The organism is Streptomyces sp. NPDC127190, from assembly GCF_042672505.1.
GTDB lineage: Bacteria > Actinomycetota > Actinomycetes > Streptomycetales > Streptomycetaceae > Streptomyces.
On record NZ_JBHXVE010000008.1, the window covers coordinates 92,545 to 107,618 of the forward strand.

General features: G+C 73.2%; 10 protein-coding genes. All 10 read right to left on the bottom strand.

Annotated features, from left to right (window positions below):
• Nucleotides 1–134: 134 nt before the first annotated feature.
• The gene (locus ACFVIU_RS14920; protein ID WP_385842846.1) at nt 135–317 is read right to left on the bottom strand and encodes a hypothetical protein; all 183 of its coding nucleotides are present in this window, start codon (nt 315–317) and stop codon (nt 135–137) included.
• 143 nt (nt 318–460) lie between these two features.
• Nucleotides 461–691, bottom strand: coding sequence for a ferredoxin (locus ACFVIU_RS14925; protein ID WP_385842847.1), 231 nt, complete (start codon nt 689–691; stop codon nt 461–463).
• On the bottom strand, nt 684–1,946 hold the full coding sequence (locus ACFVIU_RS14930; RefSeq protein WP_385842848.1) for a cytochrome P450: 1,263 nt from the start codon (nt 1,944–1,946) through the stop codon (nt 684–686). Before ACFVIU_RS14930 ends, ACFVIU_RS14925 begins: the two co-directional genes overlap by 8 nt.
• 62 nt (nt 1,947–2,008) lie before the next feature.
• Nucleotides 2,009–3,451, bottom strand: a complete 1,443-nt coding sequence (locus tag ACFVIU_RS14935; protein ID WP_385842849.1) for an aldehyde dehydrogenase family protein — start codon at nt 3,449–3,451, stop codon at nt 2,009–2,011.
• On the bottom strand, nt 3,448–4,842 hold the full coding sequence (locus ACFVIU_RS14940) for a cytochrome P450 (RefSeq protein WP_385842850.1): 1,395 nt from the start codon (nt 4,840–4,842) through the stop codon (nt 3,448–3,450). Before ACFVIU_RS14940 ends, ACFVIU_RS14935 begins: the two co-directional genes overlap by 4 nt.
• A 49-nt stretch (nt 4,843–4,891) precedes the next feature.
• Nucleotides 4,892–5,752 (bottom strand): oxidoreductase, encoded by an 861-nt coding sequence (locus ACFVIU_RS14945; RefSeq protein ID WP_385842851.1) that lies wholly within the window; start codon nt 5,750–5,752, stop codon nt 4,892–4,894.
• A gap of 121 nt (nt 5,753–5,873) precedes the next feature.
• Nucleotides 5,874–6,302 carry an ester cyclase gene (locus ACFVIU_RS14950; protein WP_385842852.1) on the bottom strand — a complete coding sequence of 143 codons (429 nt, stop codon included), beginning with the start codon at nt 6,300–6,302 and terminating at the stop codon, nt 5,874–5,876.
• A gap of 39 nt (nt 6,303–6,341) precedes the next feature.
• The gene (locus tag ACFVIU_RS14955) at nt 6,342–8,828 is read right to left on the bottom strand and encodes a KR domain-containing protein (protein ID WP_385842853.1); all 2,487 of its coding nucleotides are present in this window, start codon (nt 8,826–8,828) and stop codon (nt 6,342–6,344) included.
• Entirely contained in the window at nt 8,825–14,839 is a 6,015-nt protein-coding gene (locus tag ACFVIU_RS14960) for an SDR family oxidoreductase (RefSeq protein ID WP_385842854.1), read from the bottom strand. The genes ACFVIU_RS14955 and ACFVIU_RS14960 overlap by 4 nt, the downstream gene beginning before the upstream one ends.
• Nucleotides 14,840–14,865: 26 nt before the next feature.
• Nucleotides 14,866–15,074, bottom strand: a 209-nt coding sequence (locus tag ACFVIU_RS14965; protein ID WP_385842855.1) for an acyl carrier protein, incomplete at its 5' end; no start/stop codon positions are given.

Sequence of the window (15,074 nt, forward strand, 5' to 3'; positions counted from 1 at the left end):
ATGCCGGGCCCCTCTCGGGCCTCCCCGCGACCCGCTCGCCCGCCCACCCCAGCCCCTCCTCCCCCGCCCCCGGGGCCGGGGGCCGGCCCTCCGCTGCCGTTCTTTCCCGGGGCGGCGCGCCGCCGGTATCTCTGTCAGTCCATCCCGACGAGGCGTTCCACCGACAGCGCCCAGGACGCCCGCAGCCGGTGCAGGGCGGACTCGGAGACCTGGAAGCCACCGCCGTCGGGGATGCCGGGACGCGTCTCGCAGCACGGCTCGCGGTCCTGGCCGACGGCGCCGGGCGCCCGGTCCGTCCAGGACCGCAGGACGGTCACCAGTCCTCCGCCGGGACGTTCGCAGAGGAGCGTTTCGGCATACCGGCCGCGGATGGCACGCACCCGCAGCCGTCGGCCGCACAGCGGGTGCGGCCCGTGGGTCACCGTGACGAGGTCATGCGGTCCGACCGCCCCGGGCACGGTCATTCCACCGGAGCCAGCAGCGTGCCGGTGCCGGCCTCCCGGACCACGATGGCCTCCATCGGGCAGGTCTCGGCGGCGTCCAGCACCGCGTCGTCGGGCTCGGTGACGGGGTGCACCGGACGGGACCGGCGCTCGTGCACCGCGAAATGGGCGGCCGCGACGGCGGCACACACTCCGGAACCCACGCACCGCGCCGGATCGACGGTGACCTCCCACTTCGGCTCAGCCATGTCCGGCCTCGCTTCCGCCGGCCGCGTCGGTCCCGGGCAGCCCGTCCAGCCGGATGCCCTGGAAGGTGACCCGCAGATGGTCGGGGCCGCGCACGGACACATGCGGCCGGTAGTGCAGCGACGCCTCGTCCAGCGTCGGGGCGACGAACGCCTGGGCGAAGGCGTTCAGGGCCTCGGCGCCCTCCATGCGGGCCAGCACCGAGCCGAGGCAGAAGTGCGGGCCCGCGGCGAAGCCCAGATGCCCCGCATCGCGCCGGGTGATGTCGAACACGTCGGCATCACTGTGCTGCCCGGGGTCCCGGTTCGCGGCGGCGAGCAGCAGCAACAGCGGCTGTCCGGCGGCCACTTCGGTGTCGCCCAGGGTGAACGGCTCGCGGGCGATCCGGGTGATCATCTGGGTCGGCGCGTCGTAGCGCAGCACCTCCTCCACCGCGGCCTCGGCCAGGTCGGGCCGCTCGCGCAGCAGCTGCAACTGGCCGGGGTTGCGCAACAGGCCGAGAAGACCGTTGAGGATCAGATTGGCGGTGGTCTCGTGCCCGGCCACCAGCAGCAGGATGCAGGTGAGGATCAGGTCCCGCTCGGTGATGCGGTCGCCCTCCTCCTCGGCGGCGATCAGCTCGGACAGGATGTCGGCGCGCGGCTCCCGCTTGCGCTCCTCGATCAGCCGGGAGAAGTAGCCGACGAATCCGGCGCGGGCCTCCTCCACGTTCTGCTCGACCTCGGTGGTGAACTGATCGGGCACCAGCTGCGGGTCGACGGTGTAGGCGATGGAGTGCGCCCACTTCTCGAAGACCGGGTGGTCCTCGCGGGGCACACCGAGCATCTCGCAGATCACCCGGACCGGCAGCGGGTAGGCGAAGGCGGAGACCATGTCCACGCTGCCGGTGCCGCGCGCGGCGATGTCCGCCAGCAGCTCGCGCACGATGGCCCGCACCCGGGGCCGCCAGCGTTCGATGACCCTCGGCTTGAACGCCTTTCCGGCGAGCCTGCGCAGCCGGGTGTGGTCCGGCGCGTCCAGGTTCATGAGGTTGGGCTGCTGGGGAACCTTGGTGATCCCCGCGCCTATGCGGTTGCTGCTGACGCGGGGGCTGCGCAGCACGGTCTCGCAGTCGGCGCGCCTGCCGACGACGACGATCCCGCTGGCGGGGTCGGTGAAGGGGGACGCCTCCCGCAACTCCTCCAGCAGATCGTAGGGATGGGCCCGGGAGGCGTGGTCGGCCAGCCGGGCCAGCCCGGTGGTCAGGGTCGTGGTCACGTTCTGCGTGCTCCTTTCGGGGCAGGTGCGCGGGGCCGTCGGCGCGATGGCCGACGGAGCGGTCACCGGCCGTAGAGGGTGCGCACCATGCGCACCAGGGCCGGCATCGTGCCCGGGCGCCGGCGGAAGGACGTGGGCTGCATCAGGGGCCGGAACCGCTGACTGGTGACGGCCTGGGTACGGCTGAACTCGCGCAGCCCGTCCGGGCCGTGCACCCGGCCGAAGCCGGAGTCGCCGACACCGCCGAAGGGGACGGCGGGCATTCCGGCGAAGGCGATCACCGCGTTGACGGACACCATGCCGGCCCGCAGCCGGGCGGCGACGCTCCGGCCGCGGTGCCGGTCGCGGGTGAAGACGGAGGCGCCCAGCCCGTAGCCGCCGGCGTTGGCGCGGGCGACGGCCTCCTCCACGGAGGCCACCCGGTTCACCACGAGCACCGGTCCGAACGTCTCCTCGGTGACGGCGGTGGAGTCCTCCGGCACATCGGCCAGGACGATCGGGGCGGCGTAGGGCGCGGTGATGGAGTGCGGGCCGCCGAGGACCGCACGGGCTCCCCGGGCCAGGGCGTCGCGCACATGAGCGGCGATGACGTCCAGCTGCTTGGGCAGCACGATGCGGCCCAGGTCGGCGTCGGGCCCGTCGCCGACGCGGAGGCCGGCGGCGCGCTCGGTGACCAGGTCGAGGAAGCGGTCGGCGACGGACTCCTCGACATAGACCCGCTCCAGGCCGACGCAGGTCTGCCCGGCGTTGCTCATCGCCGCCCAGACCGCGGCGTCGGCAGCGGCGTCGAGGTCGGCGTCCGCGGCGACGACCATGGCGTCCTTGCCTCCGCCCTCGATCACCACCGGGGTCAGGTTCTCGGCGCAGGCGGCCATGACACGGCGTCCGGTGGCGCTGGAGCCGGTGAAGGAGATCTTGTCGACGGCGGCCCGGCACAGCGCCGCCCCGGCCGCCCCGTCGCCCGTGACGACGTGCAGCACCCGGGTGTCGCCCGTGACCTCGGCCAGGGTGGCGGCGAGCCACTCGCCGGTCGCGGGGGTCAGCTCGCTGGGCTTCAGCACCACCGTGTTCCCGGCGGCGAGAGCCGCGGACACGGGACCGACGGGGATGAACGCCGGGTAGTTCCAGGGCCCGATGACACCGACGACCCCCAGCGGCCGGTGGGTCACCTCGACCGCGTGGTTGAACATCAGCAGACCGGGCGAGACCCTGCGCCGGCCGAGGACCCGGGCGGCATGGGCGGCGGTCCAGCGCAGATGGTGGGCGACGAGGACGACTTCCAGACGGGCGTCGTCGGCCGTCTTGCCGGTCTCGGCGCGGATGAGGTCGATCAGCTCGTCCGAGCGGCGCAGGATCAGCGCGCACCAGGCCTGGAGCACCTTGCGCCGCCCGGCGAAGCCCAGGGCGTCCCAGCCGGGCTGGGCGGCGCGGGCGGCCGCGACGGCGGCGTCGACGTCGGCCGCGGCGGAGGAGGCCGCGGCGGCAGGGCCGGTGACCGTGGTCATGCCCGGGCACCTGCCTCACGCGGCTCGGGGAGGGCGAGCACCTGGGTCATCGGGCGCAGCGAGATGGAGGTGTCGCCGTAGCGCAGGAAGTCGCCGGGTACCAGCCGCAGCCGGAACCGCTGGTGGATCATCGCCGTGATCATCCGCAGTTCGAGCAGGGCCATGAAGTTGCCGATGCACATGCGGGCACCGGCGCCGAACGGGAAGTAGGTCATCTTGGGCCGCTCCCTGACCCGCCCGGGGTCGAAGCGATGCGGATCGAAGGCCTCGGGGTTGTCCCAGTAGCGGGGGTTGCGGTGGGAGACCAGGGGCGAGAGCAGGACGGAGGAGCCGCCGGGGATGTGGAAGCCGCCCAGCTCGTCGTCGGCCACGGCGTCCCGGGGATAGATCCAGATCGGCGGGTACATCCGCAGGCTCTCGTCCACGACCTGGCAGGTGTACGGCAGCCGCTCCACGTCCTCGGGAGAGGGTTCGCCGCCGCCCAGCACCTGCCCGAGCTCCTGGTCCAGCTCCTCGGCCACGGACGGGTGGTTGGCGATGGAGACCAGCGTCCACAGCAGCGCGACGGCGGTGGTCTCGTGTCCGGCGAGATAGATGGTCAGCATCTCGTCGCGGATCTCGTCGTCGGTCCAGCGGGCGCCGGTCACCGGGTCGGTGGCCGCCTCGATGAGTTCCATCAGCGGCCCTTCCCCGGTGGCCGCGTGGGTGTCCCGGATCTCGGTGACGAGCCGGGTGAAGATCCGCCGGTCGCGGGCGATGAGCCGGTTGCGCCGGGTCGGCAGCCAGGAGGGCAGCATCTCGCCGACCGAACCGTGCTTGAACATCACCTCGATGACGTTGTCGACGATGTCCTTCAGGATCGGCGCGGCGGGCCGGATGTCGTAGCCGAACAGCGAACGGCTGAGCGTGACGAGGGTCAGACGCAGGGTCTCGGTGACCAGGTCGACGGGTTCTCCGCGGCGGGCGCGGACCTCCCAGTCGTCCAGCATCTCCCGGGTGGCGCGCACCACGTTGGGGCCGATGGCGGCGACCGCCTTGCGCAGGAAGACCGGCTGGACCGCCCGCCGGTGCGCCTTCCAGTAGTCGCCGTCGGTGGTGAGCAGCCCGTCGCCCATGACGAGGCGGAACTGCTCGTAGAGGACACCGCGCGTGTAGTTGGCGCTGTTCTCCTTCAGGACGCGTCCCACGGCGTCGGGAGCCGTCACCAGATGCACCGTGTACGGGCCGAGGCGCAGCCGGGACACCTCTCCGTGGTCGCGCTGGGCGCGCAGCAGGAACTGGGCGGTGTCCGACTTCCACTGGGGCAGGCTGCCCAGCAGCGGAACCCCCCGTGGGCCGGGGGCGATCGCGCCGCGCGGTGCGGTCGCGGGGTTCGGTGCCAGGGTGGTCATTTCTCTCGTCACCTCGTTGGTTCGCCTGGGAAGCTGCCGAGTCCGGCGCTCACGGAACCGGGAACTGGCGTCGTATGAACGCGTTGTCGAAGATGCGGTCCGGGGTGAGCCGGCGCAGTGCGATGGTGCTGGCCGCGAGGAAGCCGACCGGATAGCGCGAGCGCGGGGAACGGGACCTGACGGCCCGGACGATGGTGTCGGCCACCTGCTCGGCCTCGATGGCGAAGGTGCCGGCGAGGGTTCTGCGGGTGCCGTTGTAGATGGCGTCGTAGTAGGCGGCGGTCCGTTCGTGGAAGCCGCGGTAGGGGGAGTCGGTGCGGGCCCGTCCGCTCGGGATGCGGTCCATGAACGTCTGCCCCCAGGGGGTGCGCACGGGGCCGGGTTCGACGAGGACGACCCGGATGCCGAAGGCCGCCACCTCCAGCCGGAGTGCGTCGCTCAGGGCTTCGACCGCGTGTTTGCTCGCGTGGTAGTAGCCGCCGCCCGGGGCCGCGTACCGTCCGAAGATGGAGGAGACGTTGACGACGGTGCCGGCGCCGCGGTCACGCATGCCGGGCAGCACCAGCTGGGTGAGCCGGACCAGGCCGAAGACATTGGTCTCGAACTGGTCGCGGACCTGCTCCAGCGAGGTCTCCTCGAAGGTCCCGGACAGTCCGTACCCGGCGTTGTTGACAAGCACGTCCACCGCGCCGTGTTCCGCCTCGACGGCCTCGACCGCGGCCTTGGCGGAGTCGGGGTCGGTGACGTCCAGGGCCAGGGTGTGCAGGCCCTGCGCGGCGAGTTCGGCGAGGGTCTCGGGCTTCCTGGCGGTGGCGTAGACCCGGTGGCCGGCGGCGTGCAGGCGCAGGGCGGTGGCCCGTCCGATCCCCGACGAGCACCCGGTGACGAGGGCGGTCGAGCGCTGTGTCATCGTGCCTTCCCCTTCCTGGGGCTGAGGTGGGTGACGGACGGCCGGGGGCGGGGCATCGACGGGTCGCACCCCCGGCCGTCCGTGTCTGCGGGCGAAGCCGTGGGCCGGCTCCGCGCCCGGGTCAGCCCAGCGCGCCCAGCTGCTGGGCGAGTTCCATGCCGTCCATGGAGAACCAGCTCTCGACGATCTTTCCGTCGACGAAGTGGTCGATGACGATCCCGGAGATCTCGATCTTCCGGCCGCTGGCGGGGATGCCGTAGTAGTCCTCCCCGGAGTGGCTGCCGCGCGCGGTGAACCGCTGGACGACCTTGTCCCCCTCCTCGATCCACTCGTCGACGACGACATGCAGGTCGGGGAAGGAGGCGCGCTGGATCCGGACCCACTCCTTGAGGTGCTCCACGCCCTCGAAGCCGTCGGCGCGGGTGCCGTGGCTGATGTGGTCCGGGATGGCCTTGTCGTAGACGGCGTCGAGGTTGCCCTTGTTCAGGCACTCCTCGTAGTAGTGCTCCAGCACCTTGCGGTTGGCGCTGACGGTCGTGGTGTCACTCATGTCGTGGACTCCTTGAGAGCGGACTGCTCGTGGTGCGGTTCAGATGCGGTTGGCCATGAGCCCGCGGATGCGGACCACGGTCCGGCCGGTGTCCTCGTGCCGGGCACTCCAGACACCGAGTACGGGATCTCCTTCGAGCCGGATGCGTTCCGGGCCGGGGGCGCCGGCCGGCTCGGCCGGCGGGAAGGAGAGCTGACGGACAGTCAATGGATCGGGGGTCACGGAGAGACCCGGGGCGCGTTCCGTGACCGCGCGCACGATGTTCTCGACCGCGGCGACCGGCACCAGACACGCGGGCGGCTGCGGCACCACCCAGAGGTCCTGAGCCGTGCAGCGGCCCACTTCGGCGACGACCCGGTGGCTGCCGTCCGGACGCCAGCGCGCCATCGGCACCACCAGCCCCTGCCAGCGCAGGACGGGCGCGTCGGTGAGCAGGGTCGTGTCGGCGCCGTCCGCGCCGCGTGCGGCCGGGCGCTGTGCGGACGGCGTGGCCGCGTCCTGGGCCGCCGCGCCGGGTGCGCCGAACACCAGCCGCAGGCGCACGGTCTCCGCGTCGTCGGCGCCGCCCTCTGCCGCTGCGGTGGCTTCCGGCGGTCCCGCCGGACGGAAGGTGACGTCCACCAGCCAGCGGTCGTCCGTGCCCTGCCGTGCCCGGATGTCCCGGCGCAACCGCAGGGGACGGCCGTCGGCGCACGCCAGCACGCTCCAGGGCAGGCGCAGGTCCTCCACCGCGTGCAGGGCGTGGTCGGGCAGGTCGGCCGGGGTCACCCACTCCGCCCCTCGGACGGCGCTCTCCAGCAGCATGCCGAGCGGGACGGCAGGCGTGCCGTGGACGGTGAAGTCGCCGATCGCCGGGCTCGTCGCCGGGTCGAACGTGACGATGCTGCACAGACGTTCGTGCGGTTGGAACACCTCGGGTTCGCCCAGGTGGAAGACCTTCGGATAGGTCTCGGCGTAGCCGGGCAGGCATGTCGGCATCGGGTAGCCGGTGGCCTGCACCGGGTCCAGCGCGCGACCCAGCGGGCCGACGAAGGTGATCTCGCCGCGACTGCCGGCGAGCAGCTCCGCACGCCAGTGGTCCAGCCCCTCGGACACGTCGAGGGCGGCCATGTAGCGCAGGCTGGCCTCGAAGTTGGAGATCAGGCCGAGTCGGGCCCAGGTCGGCCAGGCGAGCGTCATCACCGGAAAGGGCAGCTGCCGTTCGGCCCACAGGCCCAGACGGGCCAGGCACTCGTTGGCGGCCGCGTAGTCGAACTGGCCGACCATGCCGCCGAGCCGGCCGGTGAGCGAGCCGACCGTGCACAGCACCTTCAGCGGCCGGCCGCGCACGGCCCGCACCAGGTGCGTGAACGAGTCGACCTTGGTCGCGACCACGGCGACGACATCATCGTCGGACTTGTTGGGCAGCCGGGTGGGCCGGTCGACGCCCGCGTTGTGCACCACGGCGGTGAGGTCGGGAACCCCGGCGACCAGCGCCTCCACCTGGGCGGGGTCGGTGAAGTCGCACTGCCGGTACTCCAGGCGCAGACCTTCGTCACGGGCCGACCGCAGATGGCCGACGAGTTCCCAGGTGCTCTCCGCGCGCCCGATGTCGCGGCGGATGTCCGCCACGGCGCGCCCCTGCCGGTGTCCGGCCCACAGCTCGGTCCGGTGCGCGGCGAGCCGCTCGGGGGTGTGCTCGTCCCAGGTGTCCTCGGCGGGCAGCCGACCGCGTCCGGTCACCACCACGCGCAGTCCGAACTCGGCGCACAGCCGCCGGGCCAGTGCCATGCCGATCCCCCGGCTGCCGCCGCTGATCAGCAGGGTGTCCTCGGGGCCGAAGCGCAGGGCGGGCGGCCGGGGCGGCACCGCGGCCGGCGTCAGGGTCCAGCGCCGGCCGTCCCGGTACCCGATCTCGCTCAGGCCCGGACGGCCCAGCTCGTCGCCGACCAGCCGGGGAAGGGCCGCGCGTGCGCCGAGGGCGACATCGAGGACCCGGACCCGGCAGTTGGGCAGCTCCCGGTGCAGGGTCTTGGCCAGGCCCGCCCACAGCCCGCCGAGCGGCTGGGCGAGGTCGTCGTCGGGGTGGTATCCCATGCCGCCGCCCTGGTAGGTGACGGCAAGGTAGGTCAGCCGGTCGGCCGAGGTCTCCCGGCTCCACTCGGCATAGCAGTGCCGCAGGGCGTCGAAGGTGCGCAGCAGTGCCGTACGCCACTGGCCGCTGCCGGTGTCGGCCGAGAACCGCTCGGCGAGCGTCAGGTCGACCACGGTGTCGGGCACCGGGCCGGCGGCGGCCGTGCCGGGCAGCACGGTCGCGCCCCGGGCGCGCAGTTCGTCGCGCACCCGCTCCGCGTCGGCCGGGGTGCCGCCGAGGACGAGCACGCGTTTTCCGGCGACGCCGCGGACGCGGTCGCCGGCCGGGGCGGGGGTGAGCCGCCAGAGCATGCGGCGCACCGGTCGGGTCATGGGGTCGGGTCCCGCGGCGGCGGGCGTCGGTCCGGCCCCGGGCGGGCCGGTGCGGACCGGCGAGTCGGCGAACGTGGTCACGAGGTACGGCCCCCTGTCCCGGCCGGGCCCTGCACGGGCGGATGCACCACGCCGGTCTCCGGGTCGAGGTACCCGATCACGGTGGCGTCCAGGTCCTTCATCTGGGCCACCACGTGCCCGCCGGGGGCCACGGCGACGAACCGGTTGCCGGACTGCGGCGCGGTGGAGAACCCGGGCTGGGTGACGTACAGGTCCAGCGCCCCGTGGGTCTGCGCGAGTTCCAGGTCGTTGGCGCTCTGGTAGAGGTCGATCCGGCGGATCGACAGCGGGGCGGCGACCGGGACGAGCCCGTCCACCGGGTCCAGCACCCCGGTCCGCGCCAGGGCGTCCAGCAGCACGGTCGGCATCAGGAACTGCTTCCAGGGGCCGGTGGCGGGGTCGAGGTCCGGCCGGAACACCGAGCGGGCGCCCAGCGGGTGGCGCCGGGTGTCGGTGGTGGCCCGGAACGGGCCGCTCAGCAGGACCGGGGCGGAGGGCACGTGGTACGGGTCGACGACGGGTTCCTCGCCCACCGCGTCCCACCGCTCCCACTTGGGGGCCGTGGGGAAGGCGTCGGCGACCAGGACGCGCACGGTGAAGTGCGGCTTGTCGGCCACCAGCAGCACCCCGGACGGGGCGATCACGTCATGGGTGACGGAGACCTCGACGGTGGTCAGGCTGTCGACCTGTTCGGTGATCCGGGCCGTGATCCGCTTGGGCGCCTGGGAGACGTTCTCCCGCACCTGGAGGAAGTGCAGGAAGCGCAGGTCCTCCAGGGCGACCACACAGCCGCCCGGGACGAGGGCGAGGGCGGCCTCGGCCGCGATCTCGGTGACGAAGGTGCCGGGCAGCGTGGGTACGCCGCGCACCAGATGCCCGGTGAGATAGCCGTCGGTGTCCAGGTCGAAGGGGCACTCGAAGGTCACGGTGCCGGTGCCGTCCCGCTCGCCGGTGCCCCCCGCGACCGTACGGCGCAGATAGAACCGACCGCGGACGGGCTTCGCCTCGGTGGCCGAGGCGTCCTTGGCCGCCGGCGCGGCAGTGCCCGAGGGTGCGTCCGAGGCTGCGTCCGTGCCGAGGTAGCCGGGGTAGAACGACTCGACGGTGGACCGTTCCGCGGCCCCCATGTGCACCAGCGCGGGGGTGCGGTGCGCGGTGCCGAGTTCGGCCAGGAAGTGCCGGATGCCCTCGGCGACCGGCATGTGGCTGTAGGAGCCCGCCCGCTTGAAGTACTCGCGGGTCAGCTCGTTGGCCCCCATCCCGACCTCGTCCCAGAGCGTCCATCCGATGACGAACTCGTCGGTGCCGGTGGCGCGGGCGGCGTAGGCCGCCGCCGTGGCCAGGTAGTCGTTGCCGGACGCGTAGTCGGGTTCGCCGCGCTGCCCGAAGTAGCCGAGCAGGGACCCGAAGTCGCACCAGATCCGCGGCGGCCGGCCGGCGAGCGCGCGGTGCAGGTTGCGGTGCGCGACCAGCTTCAGATCGCGGATGCGCCGGAACTCGTCCAGATCCTTGTCCTGGATCAGGGCGGAGCGGTTCAGACCGGGCGCGTTGACGAGCAGATCGATCCGGCCGTGCGCGGCGTGCACGGTGTCGAGGGCGCGGCGCACCGACTCCTCGTCGCGTGCGTCGCAGTGCAGGTAGGTCACCCGGCCGGCTCCGCTGTGCCGGGCCATCCGGTCCAGGTTGCGGCGCGCGGCGCGCGCGTCGGCCATGCGGTCGAAGCTGCGGTTGATCTCGGCGACGCTGCGGCCGCCGGCCTTGAGCTGTTCCCGGATGTAGCGGGCCCGGGTCGCGGCGAACTCCTCGTCCGTGCCCTCGAAGGTCTCGGCCGGGTAGTCGTCCACCGGGTTGCTGCCCAGCGCGTAGATACGGCTGCCGTGGCGCTCGGCGACGGCCGTGAGCAGCTCGGCGGTGATGCCACGGGCCCCGCCCAGGGCGACCACCACGGACTCCCGGTCCAGCGGGGCCGGCCCGCCTTCGCGGGCGGTGGCGGGCTGTGCGGTGAGGGTGGGCATCCGGCGCCGGTCGCCGTCGCGGTGGACGACCGGGAAGGCGCGCTCACAGGCGCGCTCCGCCGCGATCGGCCCCACGGCCGCGTCCGGGTCCCCGGTGGGGGTCAGCAGGGCGAAGCAGTCGGCGTCCGGACGCTCCAGGCGCACGCACTTCAGCAGGCCGGTGAAGAGCCCGGCGAGCGGATGGGTGGTGCCCTCCGGCTCGGCACCGAGCAGGGCGAACACCACGGACGCGGGCGCCTCGCCGAGGTCGGCGTAGCGCTGCTGTACGACGAGGAAGGCAAGGTCGTGCAGGGCGGTCAGGCCGGGGTGGTCCGCGGTGAGCGCGGTGCTCGGCGGCGCGGACGCGGTCAGGTCGGTGACGAGGAGCACATGGCGCACCGGGCGTCCCAGGGTGTCCAGGGCCGCACGCACGTCCTCGGTCGTGCTCGTCACCTGCCGTATGGCGGGCCGGTCGCCCGTGACCGGCGTGGTGCTGAACACCGTGCAGCCGGTGGCCGTGGCGGCGAGACGCTCGGCGAGGTCCGGCCGGTCGGTGAGGATCAGCGCGCCGTCGGGCACCGCCGCCGCCACCGGGCCGCGGGGTGCGGCGGGAGCCGGGGCGAGCGTGACGGCGTACCGCTCGACCAGGTCGGTGGACGCACCGTCCAGCGCGGTGGTCTCCCGGGGGCCCGGGGTGTCCGGGCCGGACGCCGCCTCCCCGGCATGGACCACGAGGTGGGTGGCCGCGTCGTGGCCGTTCTCGCGGCAGCGGATCCGGGTGGTGCTGCCGGTTCGCTGGAGAGCCCGCAGGATCTGCACCCCGCCCGCCGCGCCGAGGTAGTGGCCAAAGCCGCCACGCGAGCCGCAGTCGAGGACGTTCTGCGCCGCACCGTCCAGGTCGGCGCGCACATCGGCCTCGTCGACGATGCCGAGGATGCGCAGTCCGGCCTCCTTGGCGGCGCGCTCGGTGGTCAGCCCGAACAGGAAGGCTCCCTCGGCCGGTTCGACCGGCTCCTCGAAGACATCGCTGAGCAGCCCCCGGAGTTCGGGCAGGCTGTTGCCGTTGATGCCGCCGGCGAGCACGAAGTCCAGCTCGCCGCTGCGCAGGTAGCGCGCGGCCGTCGCGAACGCCGCCACGGTCGAGGCCAGTCCCGCGTCCACCGTGATGTTGGGGCCCTTGAGGTCGAAGTAGTTCGCCACCCGGGCCGAGATGATGTTGGGCATCATGCCCGGGAAGGAGTCCTCGTTCGACGGCGGGACCAGGGAACGGACCCGTTCGCGCATCCGCTCCAGCAGGGGTGTGAGCTGCGGGCTGCCCGCGAGTTCGGGGTCCTGGCGCAGGGCGTGCTCGATGTCGTCCAGGTAGCAGCGGTTGGCGTAGAGCATGGCGGCCCGGGTGGGGCCCATGTGGCCGACGACGACGCCGGTCCGCTCGGTGTGCCGCTGCCAGAAGTCGCCCAGCTGGTCGCGCAGGTCGTGGGCGCAGGCCAGGATCATCAACTGGCAGCGGTCGATGGTCCGTACGGTCGCAGGGGGCATCCGCACCTGCTGGAACGGCGGTGCCGGGTACTGCTCGCCGAACCCGGACTCGATCTCCCGGGAGCCGGACAGCCACTGGAGGACCTGGTCGCGGTCCTCGACCCCGGGCAGCTTGGCCGACCAGCCCACGACCGCGATGCGGTCGGTCTCGGCCCGGACCGGGCCGGCCGGGTGGTGCGGCGTCCCGCCGGAGGTACGGCGCTGCTGCCCCTCGGTGAGGATCAGGTGCGCGTTGGTGCCGCCGAACCCGAAGCCGGAGATCGCCGCCGTGCGCGTCCGGCCGGGCGTGGCCGGCCACGGCCGCGGGCTGCCGGAGATCTCCAGCCGGGTGCGGTCCAGTTCGAACATCTTGGGAGCGGAGGAAAACCGGTACTGGCCGGGGATGGTCTCCCCCTGCAACGCCAGGATCGACTCGATGAGCGAGACCACGCCCGCGGCCCAGCCGGTGTGCCCGATCAGCGACTTGTTCGAGGTGACGGCGGTGGACCGGGCACTGCCGTAGTGCTCCCGGAGCGTGGTGAACTCCGCGAGGTCACCGGCCGGGGTCCCGGTGGCGTGGGCGTTGATCCAGTCGATCTCGGCTCCGTCGAGGCCGCCGGCCTCCAGGGCCCGCTCCACGGCCAGGTTCTGCCCCGTGGAGCTGGGCGCGTAGATCGCCTTGCCCTTGCCGTCCGACGAGGACCCGAACGCCTTGAGCACGCCCAGGATGCGGTCGCCGTCGGCCTTGGCCCGGCTGAGCCGCTTCAGTACGACGACGCCGGCGCCGTCGGCGAAGATGACACCGTCCGCCTCCGCGTCCAGCGCGTGCACCGCGCCGCGCTGGGACAGCCCCTTCAGCTTGGAGAACAGCACGGTCCCGCGCGGTGCCAGCGCGAAGGCCCCACCGCACACGGCGATGTCCTGCTTGCCCATCAGCAGGCCCTTGATGCCGATGTCGATCGCGTACAGCGAGGAGGAGCAGGCCGTGTCCACCATCTGGAGCTGGGTGTCGTCCGGCAGGATGCCCGTCATCGCCGTACGGCCCACCTGGTGCGGCAGGAACCGCGGTGCGTCGGTGGCGCCCCGGTGATAGCGGCCCGAGAGGACCTTGTCGACCCGGCCGACGAGGCGGGCGCGGGCCTCCGGTGTGAGGTCCAGGCCGTCGGCGATGCCCGCGGTGAGGTGCCGGGCGGCGTGCAGCACGCCCGCCTCCTCCAGGTGCTGGCTGCCGTCCGCGGTGTAGCCCACGTGGAAGGAGAAGCGGTCGGTGTCGCCGACGCGCACCCCGTCCAGGGCCTGGACGAGCGAGTGACGCAGCCACAGGGTGGTCAGCTCGGTCTCGTCCGGTGCCCCGGACAGGCCGTCGAGGACGGCGCGGCCCGGCTCGAAGTCGGTGATGAACACGCAGGTGTCCTGGTACGACTTGTCCTCGGCGGACCGGTCGGGCGAGGAGAACCGGGCCCGGTCCCAGCGGTCCTCGGGTACCTCGATGAACAGCTCGCGGCCGGTGGTGCGCAGCTGCCAGAAGGCGTCGGGGCTGTCGGCGCCGCTGACGACGAGGCCCATGCCGACGACGGCTATCTCGTCGTCCTCGGGGTCTTCCTGGACGGCGGCCGGGTCCTCCGCCTGGGCGGGGCTGGTCGCGGGCGACGTGTTCGCCGTACCGATCCCGGCGGTTGCCGCCGCCGGCTCGGTAGGCGGGGCCACGGCGACCGCCTTCATACCGGCGGTGGCCGCTTGCGCGGGCGGCGACAGCAGGGGCGCGCCCAGGGTCAGACCGCCGTCGGCCAGGACCACCTGGCCGGTGATCCAGCGCGCCCGGTCGGAGGCGAGGAACGCGACGACCTCGGCGAACTCCTCGGGCGTGCCCAGCCGGCCGAGCGGGGTACTCGCCGCGACGGCCTCCTGCATCGCCTCCGCGTCGGGGAAGGCGTCGGCGACCTCGCTGACGAGCATCGCCGCCGAGGCGGTGTTCACCCGGATGTTGAAGGGCGCGAACTCCACGGCCAGGTAGCGTGCGGCGGCCTCGACCGCCGCCTTGGCGGGCGCACAGGCCAGGTAGTTGGCCATGACGAGCTGGGAGCCGCCCAGGGCGGAGACGTTGACGATGGAACCGCCGCCGGCCCGCCGCATCAGCTCGGCGGCCGCCCGGGCGCAGCGCAGGCCGCCCTTGAGGTTGGTGTCGAGGGCCTTGTCGAGAAGCTCGTCGGTGACCTCGGGGCCGGGGACGAGCGCGCCGTTGGCGGCGTTGTTGACGAGGATGTCCAGCCGTCCGAAGCGCTGCTCGATCTCGGAGAACATCCGGTCGACCTGCTCGGGCCGGGCCACCGAGGCGCGCAGCAGGTCCACCTGGGCGCCGCGGGCGCGCAGCTCGCGCTGGGTCTCCTTGGCCTGCTCGTGCGAGTGGAAGTAGTTGACGAGGACGTGGGCGCCGTGGTCCGCGAGGGTGGCCGCGATGGCCTTGCCCACGTTGCGGGCCCCGCCCGTGACGAGTGCGATCTTGCCGCTGAGGTCCTTCATGGACGTGGTTCCTCCGGTCGGCCCGCTCATGCCGAAGCGCCCTGGAGCCGGTGGCCGTTCAGTTCGTGGTGGATGAGGTCGGCGATCTTGTCGAGCGTCTCGTAGTCCGCCAGCCGGAAGTCCGAGCCCCGCGGCGGCAACCCGAAGTGCTCCGACGCCCGCGACAGCAACTCGACCTGCTTCACCGAGTCCACGCCCAGCTCCGCCTCCAGCAGCACACCCGGCGTGAACACCT

Coding starts and splice junctions, on each gene's coding strand:
- ACFVIU_RS14925 (WP_385842847.1), bottom strand. CDS start 691: ATGGCTGAGCCGAAGTGGGAGGTCACCGTCGATCCGGCGCGGTGCGTG.
- ACFVIU_RS14935 (WP_385842849.1), bottom strand. CDS start 3,451: ATGACCACGGTCACCGGCCCTGCCGCCGCGGCCTCCTCCGCCGCGGCC.
- ACFVIU_RS14940 (WP_385842850.1), bottom strand. CDS start 4,842: ATGACCACCCTGGCACCGAACCCCGCGACCGCACCGCGCGGCGCGATC.
- ACFVIU_RS14945 (WP_385842851.1), bottom strand. CDS start 5,752: ATGACACAGCGCTCGACCGCCCTCGTCACCGGGTGCTCGTCGGGGATC.
- ACFVIU_RS14950 (WP_385842852.1), bottom strand. CDS start 6,302: ATGAGTGACACCACGACCGTCAGCGCCAACCGCAAGGTGCTGGAGCAC.
- ACFVIU_RS14960 (WP_385842854.1), bottom strand. CDS start 14,839: ATGAAGGACCTCAGCGGCAAGATCGCACTCGTCACGGGCGGGGCCCGC.